Source organism: Cohnella nanjingensis (genome assembly GCF_014212125.1).
In the GTDB taxonomy this organism is placed as follows: domain Bacteria; phylum Bacillota; class Bacilli; order Paenibacillales; family Paenibacillaceae; genus Cohnella; species Cohnella nanjingensis.
The window spans coordinates 1-25,762 of the sequence record NZ_JACJVP010000053.1 but is presented as its reverse complement, the minus strand read 5'-3'; the positions used below and the strand labels follow the sequence as shown (position 1 = coordinate 25,762).

Annotated in this window: 21 protein-coding genes; 14 read left to right on the top strand and 7 right to left on the bottom strand. The window is 57.7% G+C overall.

What is annotated here, in order from left to right; translation table 11 throughout:
• Positions 1–63 precede the first annotated feature (63 nt).
• On the bottom strand, positions 64–1,575 hold the full coding sequence (locus tag H7C19_RS29080; RefSeq protein WP_185672604.1) for an FAD-dependent oxidoreductase: 1,512 nt from the start codon (positions 1,573–1,575) through the stop codon (positions 64–66).
• Between the two features lie 157 nt (positions 1,576–1,732).
• Between H7C19_RS29080 and H7C19_RS29075 the strand changes: the two genes are divergently transcribed.
• Complete coding sequence (locus tag H7C19_RS29075; protein WP_185672603.1) at positions 1,733–2,662, top strand: S66 peptidase family protein; 930 nt, start codon at positions 1,733–1,735, stop codon at positions 2,660–2,662.
• Here H7C19_RS29075 and H7C19_RS29070 read toward each other — a convergent pair.
• Complete coding sequence (locus H7C19_RS29070) at positions 2,659–3,195, bottom strand: hypothetical protein (RefSeq protein WP_185672602.1); 537 nt, start codon at positions 3,193–3,195, stop codon at positions 2,659–2,661. The genes H7C19_RS29075 and H7C19_RS29070 overlap by 4 nt on opposite strands.
• Before the next feature lie 350 nt (positions 3,196–3,545).
• On the opposite strand from H7C19_RS29070, the gene H7C19_RS29065 reads away from it, so the two are divergent.
• Positions 3,546–3,779 (top strand): hypothetical protein, encoded by a 234-nt coding sequence (locus H7C19_RS29065; protein WP_185672601.1) that lies wholly within the window; start codon positions 3,546–3,548, stop codon positions 3,777–3,779.
• Positions 3,780–3,800: 21 nt separating this feature from the next.
• On the opposite strand, the gene H7C19_RS29060 is transcribed toward H7C19_RS29065, so the two are convergent.
• On the bottom strand, positions 3,801–4,652 hold the full coding sequence (locus H7C19_RS29060; protein ID WP_185672600.1) for an alpha/beta hydrolase: 852 nt from the start codon (positions 4,650–4,652) through the stop codon (positions 3,801–3,803).
• A 269-nt stretch (positions 4,653–4,921) separates the two neighbouring features.
• On the opposite strand from H7C19_RS29060, the gene H7C19_RS29055 reads away from it, so the two are divergent.
• From H7C19_RS29055 to H7C19_RS29040, 4 genes are all read left to right on the top strand, one after another.
• Positions 4,922–5,791 carry a MurR/RpiR family transcriptional regulator gene (locus tag H7C19_RS29055; RefSeq protein ID WP_185672599.1) on the top strand — a complete coding sequence of 290 codons (870 nt, stop codon included), beginning with the start codon at positions 4,922–4,924 and terminating at the stop codon, positions 5,789–5,791.
• A 176-nt stretch (positions 5,792–5,967) separates the two neighbouring features.
• On the top strand, positions 5,968–7,536 hold the full coding sequence (locus tag H7C19_RS29050) for an FAD-dependent oxidoreductase (RefSeq protein WP_185672598.1): 1,569 nt from the start codon (positions 5,968–5,970) through the stop codon (positions 7,534–7,536).
• 14 nt (positions 7,537–7,550) lie between these two features.
• Positions 7,551–8,513, top strand: coding sequence for an ROK family protein (locus tag H7C19_RS29045; RefSeq protein ID WP_185672597.1), 963 nt, complete (start codon positions 7,551–7,553; stop codon positions 8,511–8,513).
• 51 nt (positions 8,514–8,564) lie between these two features.
• Positions 8,565–9,371, top strand: coding sequence for an MBL fold metallo-hydrolase (locus H7C19_RS29040; protein WP_313732041.1), 807 nt, complete (start codon positions 8,565–8,567; stop codon positions 9,369–9,371).
• Between the two features lie 282 nt (positions 9,372–9,653).
• Here H7C19_RS29040 and H7C19_RS29035 read toward each other — a convergent pair whose 3' ends face one another.
• Positions 9,654–11,264, bottom strand: coding sequence for a type 2 periplasmic-binding domain-containing protein (locus H7C19_RS29035; protein WP_185672595.1), 1,611 nt, complete (start codon positions 11,262–11,264; stop codon positions 9,654–9,656).
• A 217-nt stretch (positions 11,265–11,481) separates the two neighbouring features.
• On the opposite strand from H7C19_RS29035, the gene H7C19_RS29030 reads away from it, so the two are divergent.
• The 7 genes from H7C19_RS29030 to H7C19_RS29000 all read left to right on the top strand — a co-directional run bounded on the left by H7C19_RS29030 (position 11,482) and on the right by H7C19_RS29000 (position 21,898).
• Positions 11,482–13,755 (top strand): helix-turn-helix domain-containing protein, encoded by a 2,274-nt coding sequence (locus tag H7C19_RS29030; RefSeq protein ID WP_185672594.1) that lies wholly within the window; start codon positions 11,482–11,484, stop codon positions 13,753–13,755.
• A gap of 337 nt (positions 13,756–14,092) precedes the next feature.
• Complete coding sequence (locus H7C19_RS29025) at positions 14,093–15,745, top strand: type 2 periplasmic-binding domain-containing protein (protein ID WP_185672593.1); 1,653 nt, start codon at positions 14,093–14,095, stop codon at positions 15,743–15,745.
• 105 nt (positions 15,746–15,850) lie between these two features.
• The gene (locus H7C19_RS29020) at positions 15,851–16,810 is read left to right on the top strand and encodes an ABC transporter permease (RefSeq protein ID WP_185672592.1); all 960 of its coding nucleotides are present in this window, start codon (positions 15,851–15,853) and stop codon (positions 16,808–16,810) included.
• Between the two features lie 62 nt (positions 16,811–16,872).
• Positions 16,873–17,727: a carbohydrate ABC transporter permease gene (locus tag H7C19_RS29015; RefSeq protein WP_185672591.1), complete on the top strand. Its 855-nt coding sequence runs from the start codon at positions 16,873–16,875 to the stop codon at positions 17,725–17,727.
• Positions 17,728–17,784: 57 nt separating this feature from the next.
• Positions 17,785–19,002 carry a sialidase family protein gene (locus H7C19_RS29010; RefSeq protein WP_185672590.1) on the top strand — a complete coding sequence of 406 codons (1,218 nt, stop codon included), beginning with the start codon at positions 17,785–17,787 and terminating at the stop codon, positions 19,000–19,002.
• Between the two features lie 40 nt (positions 19,003–19,042).
• Complete coding sequence (locus H7C19_RS29005) at positions 19,043–20,941, top strand: hypothetical protein (protein WP_185672589.1); 1,899 nt, start codon at positions 19,043–19,045, stop codon at positions 20,939–20,941.
• A gap of 27 nt (positions 20,942–20,968) precedes the next feature.
• Positions 20,969–21,898 carry a dihydrodipicolinate synthase family protein gene (locus tag H7C19_RS29000; protein WP_185672588.1) on the top strand — a complete coding sequence of 310 codons (930 nt, stop codon included), beginning with the start codon at positions 20,969–20,971 and terminating at the stop codon, positions 21,896–21,898.
• A gap of 75 nt (positions 21,899–21,973) precedes the next feature.
• On the opposite strand, the gene H7C19_RS35350 is transcribed toward H7C19_RS29000, so the two are convergent.
• From H7C19_RS35350 to H7C19_RS28985, 3 genes are read right to left on the bottom strand one after another with little or no spacing between them, the layout of a single operon-like run.
• Positions 21,974–22,213 (bottom strand): family 4 glycosyl hydrolase, encoded by a 240-nt coding sequence (locus H7C19_RS35350; protein WP_313732040.1) that lies wholly within the window; start codon positions 22,211–22,213, stop codon positions 21,974–21,976.
• Between the two features lie 14 nt (positions 22,214–22,227).
• Positions 22,228–23,280 (bottom strand): Gfo/Idh/MocA family protein, encoded by a 1,053-nt coding sequence (locus tag H7C19_RS28990; protein WP_185672587.1) that lies wholly within the window; start codon positions 23,278–23,280, stop codon positions 22,228–22,230.
• Positions 23,268–24,371, bottom strand: coding sequence for an FG-GAP repeat domain-containing protein (locus tag H7C19_RS28985; protein WP_185672586.1), 1,104 nt, complete (start codon positions 24,369–24,371; stop codon positions 23,268–23,270). Before H7C19_RS28985 ends, H7C19_RS28990 begins: the two co-directional genes overlap by 13 nt.
• Before the next feature lie 163 nt (positions 24,372–24,534).
• Between H7C19_RS28985 and H7C19_RS28980 the strand changes: the two genes are divergently transcribed.
• Positions 24,535–25,365: a helix-turn-helix transcriptional regulator gene (locus H7C19_RS28980; RefSeq protein ID WP_185672585.1), complete on the top strand. Its 831-nt coding sequence runs from the start codon at positions 24,535–24,537 to the stop codon at positions 25,363–25,365.
• Positions 25,366–25,762: the final 397 nt, after the last annotated feature.

Here is a 25,762-nt window from a genome sequence, read left to right as displayed (position 1 = left end):
TACTTTCTATCGTTACAGCGGCCGTCCGCAGCCCGGAGCCAAGCGTAACGATACTTTCTATCGTTAGAGCGGCTTCAGCGGCTTCTTGGCCGGTCCGGTCAGCACCTCGCCCCGGTAATCGAAGCGGGAGCCGTGGCACGGGCAATCCCACGTCCGGTCGCCCTCGTTCCAGGCGACTTCGCAGCCCATGTGCGTGCAGGTCGTATCCACGACGTGGAGCCGTCCTTCCGCGTCCCGGTAAGCGCCGGCCCGATGTCCCTGGATGCGGACCGCCGCGCCTTGGTCGGGCCCGAGATCGTCCGGATGCATGTTCAGCCATTCCAGCTTGCCGTGCACGAGCCGGTAGGCGACGTCCGCGTTCTGCTGCACGAACGTCTTCACGCCGGGGTCCGCTCCGAAGCGCGAGGGACCGTACAATTCGGCATACCGATTGTCCCGGCCGAGCATCAGATCAGTCAGGAGTTGCGCCGCGACGGCGCCGGTCGTCATCCCCCACTTGCGGTAGCCCGTCGCCACGAACAGCCGCTCGCTTCCCTTCGTAGCCTGTCCAATGTAGGGAAGCTTGTCCAGCGTGGCAAAGTCGTGCGTAGACCAGCGGTACCGAATCTCGCCCCGTCCGAACGTCTCCGCCGCGTAATCTTCGAGCGCCTCATAATGCAGGATCGTATTCTCTCCTTGGCCCGTCTTGTGCGACTCCCCGCCGATGAGCAGCAGCCGTTCGCTCCCGTACTCCACCATACGAATCGACCGCTTCGGATCGTCCGCGCTGATATACATCCCGCCGGGATACGCGAAGTCAGTCTTCAGCGCGAGGACGTAAGAGCTATCGGCATGCAGCCGCGCGAAATAGAACCCGTTGTCGAAAAACGGGAAGTGCGAGCAGGCGGCGACCGACTCGCAGACGACCTCATGTCCGTCGGCGGTGGTGATGCGGACTTGTCCGTCCTCTTCCTTGAACTTGCTCGCGGTCGTGTCCTCGAAGATCTGTCCGCCGAGCCGGACGATCTCTTGCGCCAGATGAATCAGATAGGGCAGCGGATGGAAGTGGGCCTGCCCCCTCATGACGACGGCGCCCTTCGCCGCGACCGGCAGCGGGATCCGATCGACGAACTCGCCGGGAATGCCGAGCCTCGCGTAGGCTTCCGCTTCTTTGCGCAGCTTCGCCACGTTCGCCTCTTCGACGGCATACACATATGCGTCTTCCTCGGCATAGTCGCAATCGATGCCGTGCTCCCGGATGATGTCCGCGATGAACGCGCCGCCGTCCCGGTTTGCTTCATAGTGGAGCCGCGCCTTCTCTTCGCCGAAATGCTGGATGTATTCGTCGTAGATCAGATCGTGCTGCGCGGTGATCTTGGCCGTCGTATAGCCCGTCGTGCCGCTGAACAGCTTGTTGGCCGTGAGCAGCGCCACCCGACGCCCCGCTTTGGCGAGGAGATAAGCCGTCGTGATGCCGCTAATGCCGCCTCCGATCACGGCGAACGCCGTCTCAAGGTCCGCGGACAGCTTGTCGTAGGAAGGCGACTTGGTCGTGGCTAACCAGTAAGATTCGGGAAATTCGGGCAATGGCATCATTCTGCCTCCTCATCGTGCTTTGTTCCTCATCATCTTTTCTATGTACCGGCCAAAACATACGAGGCACCGCCGGCCGTACCGAGAAGATGCTAGCGCCCGACCGACCGGCATAACCTCAGTAGTAGCAGTTATTCCGGAAGGACGGAGGCGGTGCCCGATGGCCATTAAGCCGCGCGCGCTAGTCAGAGGGGATACGGTCGGCATCGTCACGCTAGGCAGCCCGCTCGAAGCCGATACGATCAATGCCAGATTGGCCTACCTCCAGTGCATGGGACTTCAAGTCGTCCTGGGGCGGCATGTGTATGACATCGACGGATATCTGGCCGGCAGCGACCGGGATCGCGCCGAAGATCTGATGGGCATGTTCGCGAACGACGACGTCAGGCTTATCCTGCCGGTTCGCGGAGGCGTCGGCGTGGAAGGCATCCTGCCCTACCTGGATTACGATTTTATCCGCTATCATCCCAAGATCTTGACGGGCTACAGCGATATCACCGTGCTGCTCAATGCGCTGGCGCAGCTGTCGAACCTGATCACGCTGCACAGCCTGCTGCTGATCGACTTCAAGCCGGATACGCCGGCTTACAACTTCGAGCAATTTTTCACGGCGACCTCTTCGCTCGTCGTTCCGCGTCCGATCGCGAATCCGCCCGGCATGCCGCTCTCGGTCCGCGTACCGGGACGGGCGGCGGGACCCGTGGTCGGAGGCAATCTGACATCGCTCGTCGGCTCTCTAGGCACGCCTTTCGAAGTCGATACGAGGAATCGGATTCTGATGCTCGAGGAGACGCACGAACCCGTCAACACCGTCTACCGCTATATAGAGCAATTGAAGCTGGCCGGGAAGCTGGACGCGTGCGCCGGCATCGTCATGGGCGAATGCACCAACTGTCCGGACGCCTACGGCAAGTCCTACGAAGATCTCATCGCCGACTTCTTGGTTCCGTTAGGGAAGCCGCTCCTCGCCGGACTGGCATCCGGCCACGGGCGCTACAAGGCCGCGATCCCTATCGGCGCGTACGTCGATATGAATACGGACGAAGGCACGCTGACGCTGTTGGAGCCGGCCGTCCATTACAGCGTTTAAGGAATAAATTGCTGCACGATCTTGACGACTTTGCCGTTCGCGATCGTCACGCGATAGGGGAAGGACGACATGATCTCTTCATTATCCTTCGTGAAAAGGGAACGGAATTTGCGCAGGGTGATCCGCTCGTCCGCTTGTATATCGGCGTCGTCCCAGCTGCCCGAACGGTTGTAGATCTGCATGAACACTTCGGCGTCGTCGACTACCGCGTACGTGTGAAGGGTAGGGTCGTCGTTCACGATATAGTAGCCGTCGGGCGCTTCCGTCATCTCGGGGTCCTGCTCCCGCTCGCGGAAGACCCGGTCCGCTTCGGACCCTTGGTACCATTGAATATAGTCGAGCTTCACGTAGGTCGTGCCGCCCATCGTGAAGATTTTGGCGATATAGGCAGGCGAAGAGGGGAGGTCGTCCGCAGCTGTCTCCGTCTTGGCGGTCTCCGCCGCCGCGTGGGGCTGCTTGTCCGTGACGGCTGCGGCTCCGATCGGGATGACGGCGAGGCATACGAGTGCGATCAAGATCAGATATTTGCGCATGATAAATCCCCCTTTGTCGGCTTCCGGCAGAAGCGCATACCTTTTTTAGCCAAATGACGGACAAGCTAAACGGCAGGGGGCCATTGGTATTGGCATGGACATTGACAGTTTCTTGCCTTCACATTATTATTTATTAATAAATAAATAACGGAAGGAGAAGAAGCCTCTGTCCACGCGATGAGATCATCCGCCGTTCGCTAGATGAAGAAAGTCGCAGAGGCTTTTGCGGCTTCATATTTGATTTTTCAATAATCATTGTCTATGTATAGGAGGTCTTGGTATGCAAGTTGTTCGCTCTCCTGACGTGGCTTGGTGGGCGCTCGCGCCCCTCGCGAGATGGTGGGAACGACATGGAATCCGGGAATAAGGCAGGCGAGGCGCGTCGGGTGACGAGCAGGAGGGCCGGGCGGCTGCGCATCGGGCTGGTCCTGATCGCTGTCTTAGGCGTGCTGGAGGCAGGGGCTTGCATGACGCATGTCGGCGAAGATCAAGGCGCAGCCGTGGCCAAGTGGCCTTTCGTGATGATCGTGGTCTCGGCCATCGTGCTGTTCGGTTTTTCCGTGAAAAAAGACCGGTTGAGATAGGTAGCGCGAAGCGGACGCGAGTCACCGAGGGACAGCTGCCAGCCGCATCCGCAGCCAATCGCGCACATCGGCGAATACGTCCTCCCGCAGCAGCTCGTTGTGCAGCTCATGGTTGAAGCCGGGCCATTCCTTGAATTCGCAGAGGGATCCCGCAGCTTCGGCGAATTGGCGGCTCGCGAGGATGGACGTGACGCGGTCGTGGCCGCCGTGCATGAGCAGGGTCGGCACCCGCAGCTCGCCGGCATGCCGCAGCGCCCACAGGCCCGCGCGCTGGATGCCGAAGAAGAACGCGGCCGTAATGTGTCCGTGCCCTAGCGGATCCGCCCGGTACCTCTTGGCCATCTCAGGATCGGTCGTCAGATGGTCGACGTTCATGGGACGGTGGTTCGTGTACTTCGGATAGACGCGCTCGATGACGCGGCCGATCACGACCTGGAGCTGCGGCGGAGAAAACGCCAGCTTCAGCCAAGGTCCGGTGACGATGGCGCCCGCGAGCTCGGGCTGCCGCCGAAGCAGGTAGTTCAGCGCCACGTTGCCGCCCATGCTGTGCGCGTAGAGGAAGACGGGGACGCCCGGGTACAGCCGCCGGGCTTCGTCCAGCATCCGGTCGATGCCTTCCAGCAGCGCGTCGAACGAAGGCGTATGGCCGCGCTTGCCCGCCGTCCGGCCGTGTCCGCGCTGGTCGAAGCCGAGCACGGCGTAGCCTTCGGCCGTGAGCATCTCCGCTACATGGCCATAGCGGCCGATATGCTCTCCCATGCCATGTACGAGTCCGATGACGGCGCCGGGTGCGCCGCGGGCGTCCGAACGCCATTCTCCGCCTTGCATGATGGTGCCGTCCTTGCATTGCCACTCGAATGTCCGGTACGCCATGATCGCACGCTCCTTCAGCTTCATCCTGCGCATCGCTCGCTATCGTCATGGCTCCAGCATAACCCGCCGTGCGGCGGCTTACAAGCGTCAGCGGCGCTGCGGCGGCGTGCGTTCCTGCAGCATATAGACAGATTCTGGAAGAACGGTAGGCGGAGTCTTCCTCCATATTTCGCGCGATGGAGAAACCTTGCTGCCTGGTTAAGCTTGTCAACCCGCCCCTTATCATCTATTCTGTAACTAGAAAAGATGAGAAGAAACGAGTGATCCGCATGTCCAGAGTAGGTCCGAAGCTGCATCAATCCAATACCCTTCTGATGATATCAAGCATCTATTCCTCGCTCACCAAGGCGGAGAAGAAAGTCGCGGACGTCGTGAAGAGCAATCCGGAGGAAGCCGTGCTCGCCACGGTCACGGATCTGTCGGAGATTGCGGGCGTCGGCGAGACGTCGGTCATCCGGTTCTGCCGCAAGCTCGGCTTCCGGGGATTCCATGAGTTCAAGCTCTCGGTCGCGCAGGATCTGGTCGATCGGCCGCCGTCCGTCTCCAACATGGAGATCGGCGAGGATGACGACGTGATGACGATCGCGCGCAAGGTGACGATGAAGCACGAGATTCTGCTGAAGAATACGCTGGACCTGGTGAACGTCGACCACCTGAAGCAGGCGGTGGACAAGATGCTTGCCGCGAACCGCGTCTTCGTCTACGGCGTCGGCTCCTCGGGGATCACCGCGCTCGATCTGCACTACCGGCTGATGCGAATCGGCATCAACGTCGAAGCGCACCGGGATTCGCATATCATCGCGATGTCCGCCGCGCTCGTGAAGAAGGGCGATCTCGTCTTCGGCATCTCGACGTCCGGCAGCACCCGGGACCTGGTCGACGCGGTGAAGGAAGCGAAGAAGAACGGCGCCGTCGTCATCTGTCTCACCAGCCATCTCCGGTCGCCGATCGCCGCCTACGCGGATACCGTGCTGCTCGTGCCATCGCGCGAGATGCCTACGGAAGGCGGGGCTTTGTCGACCAAGTTCTCGCAGATTCACCTGCTCAACATCCTGACGACGCTGCTCTCGATGAAGCGGGAGGCCTCCGACGAAGCGTTGGAGAAGACGGCGCGTTCGGTCGCGGACAAGCTTTATTAGAAATTGGCAGACGGCCCGGGAGGGCCGTTTTTTTGTGCGGTTTACCGTACAAGGGGAGAAAGGCGGCTTTGTTTCGGAATAATTCTTCTAAAACAAATAAAATAGTGGAGTGAATATTCAACCTGTGCTAGTATAAAGGCGAAATGAAAGCGAGGGCATTCGGAGAGGGGATACGAATGAAAGCGACGGCTGACATTATCGTGCTGGGCGGCGGTTTGGGAGGCTGCATGGCCGCGCTCGCGGCAGCCAAGGCGGGCCGCAGCGTCCTGTTGACGGAAGAGACGGATTGGCTGGGCGGACAGTTGACGGCCCAAGCGGTGCCCCCCGACGAGCATCCGTGGATCGAACGCTTCGGATGCACGCGGACCTATAGGGAGTTCCGCGAGCGCGTCCGCCGCTACTATAGAGACAACTACCCTCTGACGGAGGAGGCCCGCGGGAACGCGGAGCTCAATCCCGGGAACGGATGGGTCAGCCGCCTGTGCCACGAGCCGCGGGTCGCGCTCCACGTGCTGGAGGATATGCTCGCGCCCTACGTCGCCAGCGGCCGGATCACCGTATTGTACGGCTGCCGCCCGGTCGGGGCCTCGGTGAACGAGGATACGATTCATTCGGTAGCGGTGCACCACGCCGCGACCGGCAAGACGATCGAACTGCTGGGCAGCTGCTTCCTGGATGCGACCGAGTGCGGCGATCTGCTGCCGCTCGCAGGCGCGGAGCACGTGACGGGGGCCGAAGCCCGCGGCGAGACGGGAGAACCGCACGCGCCGGAGGAGGCGGACCCGCTCGACATGCAGTCCATCACGCACGTATTCGCGCTCGATTACCGGGAAGGGGGCGACTATACGATCGACAAGCCCGCCCAGTACGAGGACTGGCGCGCGTTCGTCCCCGGGTTTTCCCGGTCGCCGCTGCTCAGCTGGATCATCCCCGACGTGAACACGAACGGGGAGCGGGAGGCGGTTCTCTTCCCCGACGGCGCGTCGTCGTTGGCGCTGTGGACCTACCGGCGCATCGCGGACGCGTCGCAGTTCGAAGGGGGGCTCTACGGCAGCGACGTCACCCTCGTGAATTGGAGCCAGAACGATTACTTCCTGGGACCGATCTACGGCGTGCCGGCCGAGGAGCGGGCCCGCCATTTGGAGGGCGCGCGGCAGCTCAGCCTGTCGCTCGTGTACTGGCTGCAGACGGAGGCGCCGAGGCCGGACGGCGGACGCGGCTACCCGGGCTTACGGCTCCGTCCGGACGTGCTCGGCACGGACGACGGCCTGGCGAAGGCGCCCTATATTCGCGAGTCCCGGCGGATCAAGGCGCTGCAGACGGTGACGGAGAACGACGTCAGCCGGGAGCTTCGGGGGGAACGCGGGATTCGGCGATACGAGGACAGCGTAGGCATCGGAAGCTATCATCTCGATCTGCATCCGACCACGCGGACGAACCGGATGTGCTACATCCCTTCGTACCCGTACGAGATTCCGCTCGGCGCGCTCTTACCCGTGCGAATTCGGAACCTGCTGCCGGCCTGCAAGAACATCGGCACGACCCAGATTGCGAACGGGTGCTACCGCCTCCATCCGACGGAGTGGAACATCGGGGAGTCGGCGGGCTATCTCGCCGCCTACGCCGTGGCGAACGGCGTGATCCCGCGCGCGGTGCGGGACGATCCCGCCCATCTGCAGGCCTATCTGGCATTGCTCGCGCAGCAAGGCATCGAGACCCACTGGCCGGACGATCTGCAGCTATAAGGGAGGAAGCCGGAATGGCCGCAACGGGATATGCAATCGGCGTTGACATTGGCGGTACGAAGATTCAATTCGCGGCGATCGCGAAAGACGGAACGATCCTGCACCGGCATCAGGCGCCGACCGAGGCGCAGCGGGGACCGGAGCAGATTATGGCGAAGGTATTGGCGGGAATCGAACATACGCGGGAGGCGATGGAGGCCTCGGGAGCGCCGGCCGGCATCGGCATCGGCAGCGCGGGCCAGATCGATTGCCGGACGGGGGCGGTCGTCTATGCCAGCGATCTGCTGCCCGGCTGGGCGGGGATGCCGGTCAAGCGGCACGTCGAGGAGTGGTTTGGCCTAAGCGTGCGCATCGACAACGATGTGAACGTGTTCGCCATCGCGGAGAAGGTGTACGGTGCCGGCCGGAATTACAACAGCTTCGTCTGCCTCGCGCTCGGCACGGGGATCGGCGGGGCGATGGTCGAGGATGGCCGGCTCGTACGCGGAGCGTTCGGCGGCGCCGGCGAGCTCGGGCACGTGTCGGTGGACTTCGAAGGGCCGCGCTGCAGCTGCGGCAACAACGGCTGCGTCGAGCTCTACGCCTCGGGCTCCGGCATCGCCAGGTTGGGCCGGGAGGCGCTGGCGCTTGCTTCCGCGGCGGGGGAGCAAGCCCCGGATTGGCGTCCGGAGTCGCGGGAGATCATTCGCGCCTGGCTGGCGGGCGAACCGCTCGCGGCGCAGGTGATGGACCGCGCGCTGCGCGCGCTCGGCGCCGCGATCGCGGGCTTCATTCATACTTTCAATCCGGAAGCCGTCATCATCGGCGGCGGCGTCGCCGAGGCGGGGGAGCCGTTCCTCGCGGCGCTGGAGGAGCAAGTGCGGACGCGGACTTCGGCCGCCATGCGGGACGCGTGCGTCTTGCTGCCGGCCTATGTCGGCGCGGACGCAGGGGTGATCGGGGCGGCGGCGCAGATCTGGCATTACGGCGATGAATAGGTGCGGGAGACTTTTGCGGCCGGAGAGGTCGAAGGGGGAATGGCGTTGAAGGTGCATTTTCTCGGAACGGCGGCGGCCGAAGGCTTCCCGGGTTTGTTCTGCCGCTGCGCGCACTGCGCGGAGGCCCGGTCGCGCGGAGGACGCGATATCCGCACGCGGAGCTCGGCGCTCATCGACGAGACGCTCAAGATCGATCTGCCGCCGGATACGCTGCTGCACATGCTGCGCGACGGACTCGATCTGGGCAAGGTGACCGACCTGTTCGTCACCCACACCCACTCCGACCATCTGCGGGCGGAGGAGCTGGAGATGCGGCTGCCGGGCTATGCGCACGGCGTCGAGCATCCGCTGCGGGTCTACGGACACGACGGCGTCGTCCGTAAGTGCCGGGAAGCGATCGGGCGGCCGGGCGACGATCGGGTGGCGATCCGCCGGATCGTGCCGTTCGAGACGATCGATACGGGCGAGGCCCGCGTCACGGCGCTGCCGGCGAACCACGATCCGGAGGAGACATGCCTGCTGTTCCATATCGAGAAGGACGGCAAAACCCTCTTTTACGGACACGACACGGGATTGCTGCCGGAGGAGACTTGGACCTGGCTGTCGGCTCGCCGGCTCGATCTCGTGATTCTCGATTGCACCAACGGCAATCTGCCGTTCACCGGCGGTCACTTGAACATCGAGGCCGTCCTCGGCATCCGCAACCGGATGCGGGACGGCGGCATGCTGGAGGAGGGCGCACGCATGGTCGCGACACACTTCTCGCACAACATCGGTCTGCTGCACGCCGATCTGACCGCGATCTTCGATCCGGAAGACATTATCGTCGCGTATGACGGCATGGTGCTGCAGGTGTAAGGATAGGAGAAGGGCCGTTTTCGCGACACCATTGTTCAAAATTCTCGAAGTCAAACTCGCCCATAATCTGCTTAAGAAAGCAGCAGTGGATGGAAAACGAGAAATGGCGGCGCGGGGATAACCTCCCTAACGCCGTCATTTCTTCATTTCGCGTTATTTTGATCTGAGCGATCTATCTGCAGTCCTTGCAGCCGGGTCAAACGACGCGAGCTGAACTCGGTCATCGATTGGTCGTGATTCGCGATTTTATGGATATGACCGCTTGGAACGAGGGGAAGAGAATCACGTCTTGTTATATTCGTCCAGGCCTTTCTGCATGATCGCGATCATCTCATCCGCGTGCAGGCTCTTAAGTCTCGCAACATAGGAATCCCATTCCTGCTCGATGCCGCCTTCGACGACCCAATGAATAAAGGTCTGCCTGACATAGGCTTTGATGTTCAACTGCAATTGCGTCAGCTTGTCGCGGTCGTCGAGCGAATAGTTGATGTAATTGGGAAAAAACATCTCGATCGGAGCGACAATCGGCTCATACATCGCTACGGCCCGGGAACGGTTGTCGTTGTTGCTTCCCGGCAGGTAGCGGAGTCGGGCAGCCAGCTCCGGCGTCATGGCCGATATGGCGTCCACATTGGGGACATCTCCTGCGTTCCCGCTTTGCGGCAAAATGTCGTACGTGCCGTCATCGTTTTTCTTCGTTCCCTCGCCGAACAAGCCATACATCTCCTGAACGGTCCAATCGGGATCGGCCAGCAAGTCCGCCAGCCGGGCCGTAGCGATCGGGTACTTATTGTTCTTGAAGATGGTGAACTGATTGTTGCGGACGAACACGGTCTGCCGACGATACAACGGCTTCGAGACACCAGGCGCTTTGGGCGGAAACATGGGCACATAGACGTCGGGATTCGGATTGCTGTAGGCTTCGATCGATCCGACGAGCTCCGGTTCGGCCATCAATTTGGCGTAATAGGCGCCCCAGTCGTCCGTGAATGCTTCGGGAGGGATCAAGCCTTCGTCATACAGCCTGTGCAAGTAGGCCAGCGGTTGCCGGATTGCCGGGTTCATGGCCTGGAATCGGACCTTGCCGTTCTCGACCGTCACATAGTTTTCGTCCGGCACCAGAATGCCGAAGGAACCGCCGTACAAGTCCAATGGACCGCCCACATACTGATCCCAACGAAAATAATAGGGGATAACATCCTGCGGAATGTCTCCGATTCCGGCATTTGCTTTGAATTGCGCAAGCGCATAAACAAATTGTTCGGTTGTTTCCGGTACCTTCAAACCAAGCTGATCCAGCCATTTCTTGTTGATCAGCCATTGGTCGCGTATGCCCAAATAGACGTTGTCTTGCTGAATAAGCCCAAGACTGTAAATCTTGCCGTCTTCGGCCGTCATCGCTTTTTGAGCGGACGGATCCTTCTGCAACGCTTTCATCCAATTGGGCGCAAATTCCAGCATATCCGAAAACGCTACGATATCCCCGGCGCTTTGCGCCATGGCCATCTGATGCGGCGATATGTCGGATCGCAGCATCAGATCGGGGTATTGCTTGGAAGCGAACATCAGGTTCAGCTTATCCTGGTTGTCTACAGAAATTTGCCGGATATCGAGATGAATGCCGCTCTTCTTCTCCAACGCCTGAAAAAATTTCGATTGATTATAGTCGCCTTTTAACGAGGTGACGACAACGGTCTTCAGCGTAATCGGGTCGCTTACGATCGGATACCCGGATAAATGGACGGCGACTCCGTTCTCCATAATCGGATTGCTTGCCGTTTGCCGGTAGCCGTTAGAAGCGCTGGGTGAACCGGTGCTGGCCGTATGCCAACATCCCGCAATCAGGATTGCCAACGATAACGAGGCGAGAAGCCATCCGATCCTCTTGCTCAAGTCTCTATCCCCTCCCCCATTTGCTGCGGTTCATCGGTTGAATCCAATAGCGCCTATTATCATAACAGGCGCTTATTCTTCTCGTAAATATGCGGCTTTTGGGGCATAGGCCATTGTTCCAAAATGAAGATTTGACGTTCAACGGATGTACAATAGCGGAAGAATGCGTTATTTTAGTAATCAAATGTTGAAAGGGCTTTCAAGAGGGGGGACGAATATGCTGCGGACCAAACGAAAAGTATGGCAGAAAAACGGATTATTTCTGCGCTATCTGGTCTCCTATATGCTGGTGCTGGCCATTCCTCTTGCGGCTATCACGATGCTGGTCTACAATTATTTCTTCCATCTGTTGAAAGAAGAAGTGATCAAGAACAACGTCAATATTCTCCAGCATGTCGTCACCGCCGTCGATACGAATATTACCGGGATGAACACCATCGCTTATCAAATTTACAGCAATTCGGACTTGACTACTCAGCAGATCGGCGAAGGTCCGTATAATGTGTCCAGAGGCATCAAGCAATTGAAAAGCTACATTTCCGGCAGCAACTTTGTAAGCGATGTTGTCGTTTATTACAACCAGCTGAACGGGTTTGTATCCTCAACGCGTACGTACTCGATGAAGGAATTTTTGACGACGTATTATAGCGGCGCGATCTCGGAGGAACAATTCCGCACCGCAGTCCGGAACGCGAACGGCAATGAGGTTTGGGTACCGGACCGCGAAGTCGGAGGCGGCGAATTGGGGCGTATCGTGAACTATCTTGTCCCCAACAGTTCCAATTACGACAAGCGCATGGTGTTGTTTGTGATCCGGGAGCAGGCCTTTCAACAGATTATGGGCAGCGGTAAAGGTAATATCATGGCGATCAATCCGGACCGCAAGATCGTCGCCTCGTATAAGGAGATCAATCGTCCCGACGAGGCGGAGCTGCTGGCTTTGATTCAACCGGATCGGACGGAGAATTCGAGCGTAACCAGGATCGGCTCCTCGTCCAGCTTCGTTTCTTATATCCAGTCTCCGGACACCGGATGGAGCTACTTGATGGACATGCCGGTCCAAGAAGCGATGAGCCAAGTATTCGCGGCCAAGAACGCCTTCCTGAGGACGCTCCTTGTTATTATGTTCGCTGTCGGTCTGCTGATTCTGTTCAATATGCGGGTGAATTACCGCCCGATCCGCCAACTGCGCTTGTTTGCGGAATCCGAGGCCGGGAACGTCTCCGAAGCTGGAAACGAGCTTGAAGCGGTACGGATGACGATTCATCGGATCAATCATAAGAACAAGCTGTTGAACGAACAGGTCAAAGGCAATCACGGCGCGGTCAAAGACTTCTTGTTGAACAACCTGCTACGCGGTGCTTTCCCGGATGCGGAGGACTTCAACGATAAGGGGAGAGAGATCGGCATCTCCTTCAGCAACCGCTATTTTCGCGTCGCCATCTTCTTCTCGGCCTATTCGGATCGGCTGCGCGAGCCGTACGCACCCTCGCTTCATGAACTCGTCGAGCTGCTGGAAAGGACGCTTCCAGACGGAATCGAAGGATACGGGCGATTGAACGTCGACAATCATCATCTGATTTTTATATTGACGAATAACCGAGAGTCGAGCCGGGAGGCGCTGCATGATACGTTAACGCAGATGCAGCGGACGATGATGAACCGGCTGGGCGCCAACGTTGCCGTGGGTGTCGGCAACGACTGCGAGGTGACGGGACAGCTCGGCAAATCCTGCATCGAGGCGTATACGGCGCTCGATTACAGGCTGGTCAAAGGAACGGACCAAATCATTTACTTCGAAGAGATTCAAACCACCGCCGCAACGGACTTTCCTTATCCGGTAGAAGAACTGAAACTGCTTGAATTGTCCATTATCGAAGGCAACACGGAGCAAATTACCTTAACGGTAACGATGCTGACCGAACGGATCACAGGAAGCAGCATGCCTTTGTTCGAAGCCCGTTGTCTTTGCTTCGATATTATCAATACCGTGCTCAAAACGATGCAGTTGATCAACAAAAAGTTTGTCGGGCTGGACAAAGGCTATATCGACGTCATTTCGCTCGCCCAATTCGAAACCGTGAAGGAGCTTGGGCGAAGCGTCAACGAGGTTTGTCATGCCCTATGCAAGTACATCAAGGAAAATCGCGAAAAGCACGATCAAGAGCTGCTTCAGCAATTGGTCGCCTATATCGAAAAAAACTATCAGGACTCAAACTTCACCGTCCAGCACATGGCGGATCATTTTGCCATGTCTCTGTCCAATTTAAGCTATTATTTCAAGAAATGTTCCGGGCAGAACGTCTCCGATCACATCAATTACTTGCGTATCGAAAAAGCCAAACAGTTGCTCAGCTCTACGGAGAAGCCGCTGGTCGAGATCGTCTCCGAGATCGGGTACTGCGACGTTTCGAGCTTCGTACGCAAGTTTAAGAAAGAAGTCGGCACGACGCCGGGAGCATTCCGTAAAGTGATGTATGATGGATATTGAGAGGTTCTTCTTATACCCTCGTTCAGCTTGAAGTAAGGCCGGCTTTCGTTAAAATCGCGTCGTCGATGCGCGATGAACGAAAGCCGGCTGTTTTATTGCTTCGCACACGATTCGAGGATGGCATACCGTACCCGCTCGGGAAGCCGTTTATGCCGGCGGAAGCGCTGCGGCGCTTGGTTATCCGGCCTGTGGAAGGGAAGCATATCGCCAGATAACGACATATTTACGCTCCCGCGGCACATCTGCTAGCCTGAGGAAGCGATCGATCCGCAAAAGGTGTAAACGATTACAAGCAAGGTGCCAGGAATGAATCCATATGATTTTGGGGGGAGTGCAAGTGAGCGGGAAGTTGATCAGGCTTGTTACCGGAATGGTCTGTACGGCAATGCTCGGCGGCATGCTGATCGGTTGTTCGGATAGCGCCGGCAATGCCGGAGAGAGCGCGCCGGCCTCGAAGGGCAGCGGCGGCGAGACGCAGCTGCTGGATGGCGGCGTAACGAATGCGACGGGTTATCCGATTGCGGCAACTCCGATCACATTAAACGTCGGCATCTTGTACGGCGCCCACATGGGAGATTTTACGAAATACGAGATTTGGAAAAAAATCGAAGAGAAAACGAATATCAAAATCAATCTGAAGGTGTACAGCGATGTGGAAAAGGTCAATTTGATGTTCAGCAGCCGGGATTATCCGGACATTATGCTGCGAATGGACCCTTCCCCGCAGGCGATCTCCGATGCGGTCGATGCGAAGGATATCGTCGGCGTCGACAATCTCCTGCAGTATGCGCCGAACTGGAGCAAGTTCTTCGAGTCCAATCCGGATCTGAAGCGGCAGGCGCTGATGCCGGACGGCAAATTGTACGGCTTTCCGTATGTGGCAATCGACGAGTACAGCTACAATTTGCGGGATCAATGGTTAATCAACCGGAAATGGCTGGATGAGCTCGGTTTGAAGATACCGACCACAACGGAAGAGTTCAAAAGCGTGCTTATGGCTTTTAAAGAGAATGCCGGCAAAGGCTCCATTCCCAAAAACGTGACGCCGTATTACATCCAGTACGGCAACAACATCGGCGGGCAGTTCGATCTGTACGGTTCGTTCGGCGTTTATACGCCGGGAAGCTACTTTATAGTCGAGGACGGCAAGTTCAAATCGCAGGCCACGAACCCGGACTTGAAGGAGCCGATCCGCTACTTGGCCGACCTGTACAAGAACGGCCTAATCGTTCCGGAGGCTTTCACGGACGACTGGGGCAAATATACGGCCGCCATATCGTCCAGCCCGCCTATCGTCGGTTCCATGACCTCCTATAACGATCAGAACGAAAACTACATGGACGGGAAATGGTGGTACCCGATGGCTCCGCTTCAATCGCCCAACGGCAAACAGCCGCTGATCCGCCGTCAAACCCGCAGCATCTGGCCGAGGAACTTTGTTATTTTCAAAAACAATAAATATCCCGTCGCTTCGGCCAGACTGGCGGATATGCTGGCGGAGCCGGAATGGTCCATGACGATGAACTACGGCAAAGAAGGCGCAGCATGGACCCAAACAGCTGACGGCAAATATCAATTGACGAATCAGAAAATCGATGCGGAAGCCGATAAGGGGCTCGGCAATTACGGCATCGCTCTGCTCGACGAGAACATGTTCAAAAACAATATTGTCAACGAAAATGTCAACAAAGAAGGCACAAGGGAATGGGCGTACGACCATATTTACAAAAAAGCTTTGCCTGCCAAAAGCTTGAACTATCCGCCCGTTCCGGCCGGGCTGCTGAATGACATGGAAAAGCAGCGTCTGTTGGATCTGGACAAAGCAATCAACGACTATATCAAGACGACCGTTGCAGGCTGGATTGCGGGCAAGAACAACGTGGATGACGACTGGGACGCCTATGTGAAGAAGCTGGACAGCCTCGGTCTGGATGAGTACATGCAGCTGAATCAGAAGCAGTTGGACGCGGCCAGCCAGTTGGGCAAGTAAGCGGCAGAAAATTCGGTTAGGCAGCTACGCATATTCAGAGCGGACTCGCCTAACCGGGCTGTTGCCCGATGTCCGCATCCGACGAATGTACGGGAGGAATGCAGCATGATCAATCCGAATCCGGCGATCCGGGCGCAAACCCCGAAACGTCTATTCAGCAGGAAATGGTTCAAAGTGAAAGAAAACATCGGCTTGTACGTTCTGGTCCTTCCTGCGCTCATTTACGTCATTCTGTTCGAGTACGTACCGTTATACGGCGTTCTGATCGCCTTCGAGAACTTTAAGCCGGTCAAAGGCATATGGGGAAGCGATTGGGTAGGGCTGTACCATTTCGAACGATTTTTCGAGCTGGACGTGTTTTGGGGGTTAATCCAAAATACGCTGTCGCTAGGCTTATACGCCTTGCTTGCGGGTTTTCCCATCCCGATTATTCTCGCTTTGGCGCTGAATAGCGCGAACAGCAAGCGATTGAAGAGCCTCGTGCAAACGATCACTTACGCTCCTCATTTTATATCGACGGTCGTGTTGGTCGGTATGCTTAATGTATTTCTGGCTCCGCGGTTAGGGATCGTCAGTCAGCTTCTGAACGGCATGGGCATTACAAGCGGTCCGCTCATGATTCTGTCCGATCCCGGCTCGTTCGGGCATCTGTATGTATGGTCCGGCGTTTGGCAGGGAATGGGCTGGGGCAGCATCATCTATTTGGCGGCATTATCGGGCGTGGATACTTCGCTGCACGAGGCGGCCGTCGTGGATGGAGCCAATAAATTTCAGAGGGCGTGGTATATCGATCTGCCTTCGATATTGCCGACGATCGTCACTTTGCTTATCTTAAACTGCGGCGGTATCTTAGGCATCGGTTTTGAAAAAGCGTTCTTGATGCAAAACGCACTAAATCTGGGCGCCTCCGAAGTCATTTCCACTTATGTTTACAAGGTAGGCTTGTTGCAGTCCCAGTACAGCTTCTCCGCAGCGGTAGGACTATTCAATTCGGTCGTGAATTTGATCTTATTGCTGTCGGTGAACCAATTGGCCAAAAGACTGGGGCAAAACGGAATTTTCTAAAGGCGGGGATCAGGGTGGCGGACACAACGCGCAGAAGCCGATCCGACAAGGTATACGATTGGATGAACGGCATCTATCTGATTGCGATGCTGATCATTGTGCTGTATCCCATGTATTTTATCGTGATCGCTTCCTTCAGCGACCCTTCCGCAGTCGGAACGGGAAGGGTGTTTTTATTTCCCAAGGGGATGAATTTGAAAGGTTACCAGCTTATTTTCGAATACAAGCAGCTTTGGATCGGTTATCGCAATACGGTTTTGTATACGATCGGGGGATCGACGCTCAGCGTCAGTCTGACCTTGATGACGGCATACGCTTTCTCTCGTCGGGATATGGTCGGCCGGGGTTTTATTGTGACGTTGTTTATTATCCCGATGTTTATTAGCGGGGGGCTGATCCCAACTTACTTGCTGGTTAGAGATTTGCACCTGATCAATAATCCGCTTATTGTCATCCTTCTCGGAAGCGTCAGCATGTGGAACATCATTATTACGAGAACGTTCTTCCAATCGACGATACCCGCGGAGCTGTTCGAAGCGGCGAAGATGGACGGCTGCGGCAATATCGGCTATTTTACGAGAATTGTCTTGCCGCTGTCCAAAGCCATTATTGCCGTGTTGATCGTCTTTACCGCTGTCGGCAATTGGAACTCGTTCTTTAACGCGCTGATTTATTTGAACGACCGCAATTACATCCCGCTGCAATTGGTACTGAGGGAAATACTGACGAGCCAGACGCAGATGATGCAGCAACTGGATCTCGGGATTGTGGACCAGGACATGGCGGAAAAAACGTTTCTGGCCGAGTCCGTCAAATACGGAATTATTATCATATCCAGCTTGCCGGTTCTATGTATTTACCCGTTTGCGCAAAAGTATTTTGTCAAAGGGGTGATGATCGGTTCGCTGAAAGGGTGAGAGACCGGAGTTGCGCGAGCGCAGCCGATGCTTAACCTATGAGGAGGTGGAGATCAAATGGAATTGTTGGCCGACGATTTTGTCAAAGTTTATGAATCTGCCGATCCGACCCGAATCTCCTGCTACAGCCCCGGTCTTGCCCGGCTTCCTTCGGGCCGCCTGGTGGCGACGCTCGATCTTGGCGGTCCGGGTGTGGAGAAGGGTTATGGAAAAGTGTTCACCTCGGACGATCGGGGGGCAACTTGGACGTTCCGGACGGATTTCCCGTATGTGCACGCAAGACCGTTCGTTGCCGGAAAGTTCTTGTATGTGCTCGGCCACGATGGCGATTTGACGATTATGCGCTCGGAGGATGAAGGGGATAACTGGTCGGTTCCGGTTCGGCTGACCAGCGGCGAGGAGTGGCATCAGGCGCCGTGCAATGTCCATTATGCCAAAGAGTCGGTGTATCTGGTGATGGAGAAACGCTTGCACCGCAGAGTCGAAGGCTGGCCCGTAGGCGAATTGGCGCCCGTGCTGATGCGCGGAAGGACGGATTCGGACTTGACCGCAGCGGCGAATTGGTCATTTGCTTCCGAGCTTGCCTTCTGTGATGCCGTTCCCGCGGAGAAGCTGGACTATTTCGGCGTTCCCTTCTATCATGCCGATTCGCAGCGCTATATCGATATTGCACCGAACAGGGGCTGCGCCCCGGCGGGCTGGCTGGAGACGAACGTCGTGCAATTTGTCGATCAAAACCACGAGTGGTACGACCCGGATGGGAGAACGTTCCACTTGTGGATGCGCGCCCATACTGGCGGAAGCGGTTATGCGGCCATTGCCAAGGTAACAGAAGATCGGAACGGCGCGATGACGACCCTGCTGGAGACCGTTCCGTCGGGGAAGCGCGTAGTGTTCGTCCCCTGTCCGGGCGGACAGATGAAATTTCATATCCTATACGATGAACGAACCCGGTTGTATTGGCTGATCAGCACGCAAGCGACGGACAGCATGACGAGAGCGGACCGATTGCCGCCCGACCGTTACAATTTACCGAACAACGAGAGGACGAGATTGCAGCTTCACTTCTCGACGAACTGCTTCGACTGGTGCTTTGCCGGCCTAGTGGCGGCGGGATCGACAGCTAAGCAGTCGAGGCACTATGCCGCCATGGCGATCGATGGCGAGGATTTGCATATCTTGAGCCGCTCCGGCGACGAACGCGCTTTCAGCGCGCATAACGGCAATTTCATATCGTTCCACACCGTCAAGCGGTTCCGGGAGCTTGTCTATTGAATGAACGGACAATAAGAAGATCATCGGAGGAGGAAATGAGATGAACGGTCAATCAGGAGATTTGTTTCGCGCTCGGGGCGTTTTCAGGCCTCAAGTGCACATCGCGTACGAGCGGGACATTCTCGAGTTCACTGCAGATGACGGCATCACAACGGGATATCGATGGGCCGGCGCACGGCCGCACGTAACCGCCGCGGACAACCCTGCCGATGATGGAGGCATCGGCGCTGCAGCGTGGGTGGCGGTATACGAGGCCGGGCTGGAAGGCGCTCTGGCCGCAAGCAGCGGAGTGAGTCTGGTCGGCGGCGCTAAGCCGGTCTGGCGGGTTGCCGACTCCGAACGGTGGCTTGCCGATCCGACCGCCGCCCTCCAATCGGTATTGGATTCGGCAGCCGCAAAGGGCGGCGTCGTTCTGATTCCCGCTGGAACCTACAGCTTTACGGAGTCGGGCGGCAACATCGATTTGCCGCCGAATGTAAGGATTACCGGCGACGGAGTCGGAGTGACGAATCTGGTATGGAAAGGCGACGGGCATCTGTTCCGGTACTGGAGGAACTCGGCCACATGGAGCGGCGCTGTCGGCACCAGCCATTCGATTACGGACTTGTCGATCAACGGCGGGGATAATGCGAATTCGATCGCAGTCGAGGTTTCGGATACGTACGGGTTCAAGCTTCGCAATGTAAGCCTATACGGGTTCACGGCCGGAGATGGACTCGTGCTTCATACCCGCAATTTCTGGGTCGAGGGGACGACTCTGGAGAACGTATCGATCAGCAACTGCAAGCGTCACATTGTGTTCAAGCGCCAGCCGGGAACGGCCAACATGGGTTCATACGGGTATACCACGTTCCGCAACGTCGCGCTTAACGTTCGCGACGGTCAGATCGGGATGCTCGTGGGAGTCGATGTGTACAACAATGCGCTGCATGAAATCTACAATGCCATTCTGGAAATGAACATCTGGACAACAGGCAACTCCATAGGCGTCGGGTTCGGCCAGAACGGCATCATCAGAGATTCAAGCGGCACATTCCGCTGCGAGACGCCGCCGGAGGGCGCGCCGTTCACAGGCAGCTTCATTAAAGTCGATTACCCGGAAACGTCCGGGATGACTAATTTTGACGGCCCTGTTCGAACCTCGCATTTAAGCAATGCCGAGAACTGGACCAATACCTGGCGCGATCTGCGCTACCAGAAGCTGCGGGACATCGGCGAGCCGAAGCCTGGCGTGCAGAACTATGCGCAATGGTTTCGGGTGTGCCGCATCGGGACGGATAAATCCTTATTCAGCGGTCGGGTCAGGATGACCGCGGATTACGGCAAGGCGTCTTATTGCTCCGCATCCGCTGAGTTTGCGTTCGGAGTTCGCGGCCATGACGCAGGCGGCTTTAAGCCGACATTTACGGTTGATGGAGACGGGTTTAACGGAACCGGCGATGGCTTTGCCAAATTTTCCGTTTATGCGGATGCAAGCGGGAAGTACTGGCTCTATTTTCGCCGTCCCAAATATACGAACTATTGCGTGTTTGAATACACTTACGACCTCTATCCGCAGGGCACGTACGAATATTGGGAAAAGACAGCTTCGCCGGAGTCAGATGCAACCTTGACCAAGGTATGGGATTCCTTGTCTTATCCGGCTCAGTCGTCCTATATCGGGGATGAGGTCGTATTTTCGGGGCAGCGGGCCATCGCTTCGGCGAACGGCGGCAATATCGATTTTCAAGTGGCGCATCTGTTAGGCGTCGTTCCCGAATGGTACACGGCGACGGCGCTGTCGGCCGACGCCAACTCCGTTGGAATCTCGTCGGTGACGGCCGACGCGAGCAGCATTACGATTACATTCAAATCGGCAACGCCCGCCGGGACCGGCAATATCAAATTTGCGGTAGAGTGGGGGCGGAAGCAGTTTAACAACCGCTTCCGACCATCGTGATACGGCGCTATAGCGGAGGAATGGACGATGACAGAAATGGTTGACGGTGTATGGCCTACCATGATCACCCCGTTCGCGGAGTCCGGTCAAATCGATTACTTCGCTCTCGAGCGATTGATGGGATGGTATCTCGAACGCGGCATTGACGGACTATTTGCGGTATGCCAGTCAAGTGAAATGTTTTTTCTTAGTCTGAAGGAGCGGGTCGAACTGGCCAGGTTCGTCAAGGAGGAAGCCCAGGGCAAAATCCCCGTTGTCGCTTCGGGCCACATTTCGGATGCATTGGAGCCTCAGATCGAGGAGATCGAGCTCATCGCCGCCACGGGCATCGACGCTTTTGTCCTGGTAACCAATCGCCTGGCCAAACCGGAGGAGCCGGATGACGTCTGGATTCGTCATGCGCAGTTGCTGCTCGACAGGCTGCCCGGCATTCGTTTCGGACTCTACGAATGTCCATATCCGTACAAGCGGCTGTTAAGCCCGGAGCTGCTCCGGTGGTGCGCCTCGACGGGGCGTTTCTATTTCCTGAAGGACACCTCCTGCAGTCTGGACGATATCCGCGCGAAGATGGAGGTTCTTCATGGCAGCAGACTCAAACTATTCAACGCCAACTCGGCCACTCTGCTTGAATCTTTGAAACTGGGCGCAGCAGGGTTCAGCGGCATTATGGGCAACTTTCATCCCGAGCTCTACGTGTGGCTTGCAAGAAACTGGAAGTCTGAACCGCAGAAGGCGCAGTGGGTTCAGTCGTTTCTCAGTACGGCCGCACTGCTCGAAGCACAGCCATACCCTGTAAACGCCAAATACCATTTGCAGCGAGAGGGGGTTCCCATCGCCTTGGTCAGCCGCTCCAAGGATTGTAGGACCTTATCGGCTGTAAACAGAGTGGAAGTGGATAACTTGAGAATCCTTGGCGACTTGCTTAAGGAGCAATGGTCCTTGTTCTTGCCCGAATGAGGGTGATTTTTCCGGGATCGTTCGAGGCGATCTCTCAGGGTCTATCCGGACCTGGGGATGGCCTCTTCCTCTTTCTCAAGGAGCCATTTCTGTAGTGTAGCATTCGCCGAGCGCCCAGCCTATCATCGCCATCGGATTCACGTAATTGAGGAGCGTGGCGCCCGGGCACAGATCCTCCATAACGCGCGCCAAATCCAGCATGGCGGGGATGCTGCGCAGGGCGCGGAACACGCCGCCAGGCCCGAGCGTATCGCCGATGCATTGCAGAAGACGATGCTGCCCGCCCCGATGATCGCCACTCTTCGCATATGCGATCCCTCCTCCGGAATTTAGGAATACCGCTGCATGAGCCGAATGTAATCCCTTGCCAGCTTCAGATCCTCCAGCGCCTCTCTCGACTCGCAGGGAGCCGGGCGAACGCCCTGAACCGCCGCGATAAAGTTCATGGCCTGCTGGCGCATAGCCGACCGATTCGGCATGACCGGTAGTTCATAGGAAGGAGCGTACTTGCCGTTATCCTTCATGATCGTCACCTTGCCGGCCTGCTGGCGGGCGAGCGGCGATGGCAGATCGACGCGGATATAGCCGCGCTCGAAGCAGACGAGCAAGCTCTCGTGCCATTCGACCGTCGTCTGGTAAGGCGCCATCTCCAGGGCGACCGTAACGCCGCTGTCGCTCTCGCCGGTCAGCAGGACGCCGCTCCGATCGGCGAAGGCGATGCGGTAGGGCTCCTGCAGCAGGAAACGGATGGCGTTGATCTGATGAATGTAGTAGTTGACGAAAATATCGAGGCGCTGCGTCTGCTCGTCCGTGAAGTCGGCAGGGCCCGCCTCCTGGAGGACGACCGGATAAGGCTCTCCGGCGGACAGCGGAGCGTCCGCGCCCCCGATCCAGTCGCCCGGCGGCATCGTCACCCGGATATACTGAAGCTTGCCGTATTCCCCGCTTGCCTTCCATTGTCCGATCCGCTCATGCGCATACGCCATCGCGGGATCGGAGCGCTTGTGGTAGCCGACCATATGAAGGGTCCCGTTGGCTTCGGCCAGCCGAACCAGTTCCTCGCCGGTGCCGACCGTCAGCGACAATGGCTTCTCGGTGAACACCGGAATGCCGGCTCGAAGAATGTCGGGAATAATCGCATGATGGGCGCGGTACGGCTGGGGAGCGACGATCGCGTCTACCTGGACGCCTTCAAGCAGCGCCCGATGGTCGTCGAACACTTGCGGGACGCCGTAGCGCTCCGCTACCAGCCTGGCCGTCTGCGGGCGAACCTCCGCGAGCGCCACGACCTCGCACGTTTCGCGCAGCGCCGCATAATTGGACAGATGCGCCATTTGTCCCATGCCGCCGACGCCGACGAATCCGATTCTCAGTTTGCGCATGCGTCTTCCTCCTCCGATCCGAGATTTTCGAACAAATACAAGCCTTCCGTACCCGGCGCGACGATGTCGGGGTACCCGTTGCCGGTGATGTCCTGGATCCACATGAAGATGCCGTTGCCGGACGCTTCTCCCGGAGGGCCGTAATCGATGACGTGCTTCTCGAAGCGCCCTCCGCCGATCTTGAAGTAATAGAGCCCAAGCGGATCGTCCGCTCCCGGGTCGAAGTCGTGCGCCAGATACCGCTTGCCCGCCACCAGCTCCAGCTCGCCGTCCCCATCCAGATCCGCCAGCGCCAAATCGTGATATTGGGACACGCTTGCGTCGATCTCGCGGCGGATCCAGCTTCGGGAACCGTCCGCCTCGCGAACCTGCTCATACCAGTGCAGGCCGTAATCGTGCGCTTGGCCGACGATCAGGTCGCAGAGGCCGTCGCCGTTCACGTCATGCCCGAGAATCGGAACGCTGGCCGAGCCGAGCGAGAATTCAGGGTGGAACGTCCAAGGCCCGGAGAACGGATCGTCCGGCTGCTCCAGCCAGCCGTCCGCCAGGACAATGTCCGTCCTTCCGTTGCCGGTAATGTCCGCGAAGCCGAGGCCGTGCCCGCTGTCCCGCTCGCCGATGACCGTCTTGCCGAATTGGCCCGTGCCCTTGCCGCGCTCGTCGCGGATCAGCTTGTAGAACGCCTGCGGCGCCCCCGGCGTATTGGGGAAGATCTCGGGTACGCCGCAGCCGTCGATGTCGAAAAAGCGGATCGTCTCGATGTTGGCGCTAGGCATGATCTCGAAGGTGTCCCATGCCTTGCCGGAATCGCCCGGATTGCGTCTCCAGCGCAGCGACTCGCTCCACCAGGAGCCCGTAATCAAATCCATCCGCCCGTCTCCGTCGACATCCATCGGATAGTCGGAGAAGTCGTCCCTGTAGTGCGCATAGGAGGCAATGTCCGCGATTTTGTGGCGAACGTTGAAGTCCGGACCCTCGTACCAGTAGGCGCCGCTGACGATATCCAGCCTCCCGTCTTGATTGACGTCAAACACCGAGCAGGCTTCGTAGGGCTCGTCGCTGATCTTTCTTTTGCGGAATCGAACGGTCATCTCGCATGGCCCCATTCCTAATGAATATATTGAATATTTAGGTAAGCGCTTTTACGATACCTATTGATTACAATCTACATCATTTATAAAATAAAGTTCAATGCGCATAGTTGCGATCTTTGGCTATTGAATATTGGTCCGAGGTGATGAAGTGGCGCAATCGATGATCATCCGTATGCCGCAGCTGCTGAGCGGCGCGTACTTTCGCATGGGGCCGGGAGAGCGGTTCTATTTCCCGCTTCACCAGCATGAGAGCAACGCCGAGCTGCTGCTCATCGTGGACGGGGAAGGAGAGTTTCGCGTGGACAACAGACTGTACCGGGCGAGAACGGGAAGCCTGCTGGTCTACAACCGGGGGATCTGGCATGAGGAACGGTCGACCAGCGATACCTTTTCGGCCATCTACGCGGGCTATGCCGGACTTCAGCTGAGGGGGCTTCCATCCGATTTTTTGGTCGGCGGAGAGAGGGCGGCCGTCATCGAGCTGAACGAGCACTTCGTCCCGGTCAAGCAGCTCCTCGGCGAGATGATCGCGGAGTGGAACCAGGCTTTGCCGGAATCGGCCGAGATGGCGAACGCGCTGCTCGCCCTGCTGATGGGAAGGCTGGCCCGGCTGCTGTACAGCACGGAAGAGCGCGGAGTCCGCAGGCGCCCGGCCAAGGAGACCGTTCATCTGGCGAAGCGCTATATGGAGGAAAATTATTATGCCGATATCCGCTTGAACGCTTTGTCGCGCTTGACGCATACGAACGCCTACCACTTGATTCATATGTTCAAGCAAGAGACGGGGACGAGTCCGATCCAGTATTTGATTCGCTATCGGATGGAGGTGGCGAAGCAGTATTTGGAGACGACGCGTCTGCCGATGCCGGAGATCGCCGAGAAGGTCGGCTACAAGAGCGAGACCTACTTCCAGAACCTGTTCAAGAAGACGGTCGGGATCTCGCCGGGAAAATATCGCGATTCGGTCCGGCCCGGGCGGGGGGAGGCGTAAGGCGATGCCGCTTCCCCGAATTCAAGTCAAGCGTCCCAATATTTTCACGAAGCTCCTCGGAGGCGTTTGCGGACGACCGGTCGCGCGCTCAAAAATGAAGGGGCTATCCCAATCGGTCTTCATTGACCTTTCGGGACAGTCCCTTTTTGCGTTGAATAACCCGGCTCCGAGTGGCGCGAAACGGCTAGCATTCTGCAGCGATAAAAAGGATCGTTACGCGGGTCTCCGGGCAACGAACGGACGCTTTGGCGATAAAAACACTCGGATTCTTATTTGGCAGTCAGCGGACATTCTGACTTTCAAAGCACCTATTGTGAAGCCCGGTCTAGCTCCGGACCTCCAGACCTCCAGACCTCCAGACCTCCAACCCTCCAGACCTCCAGACCTCCAACCCTCC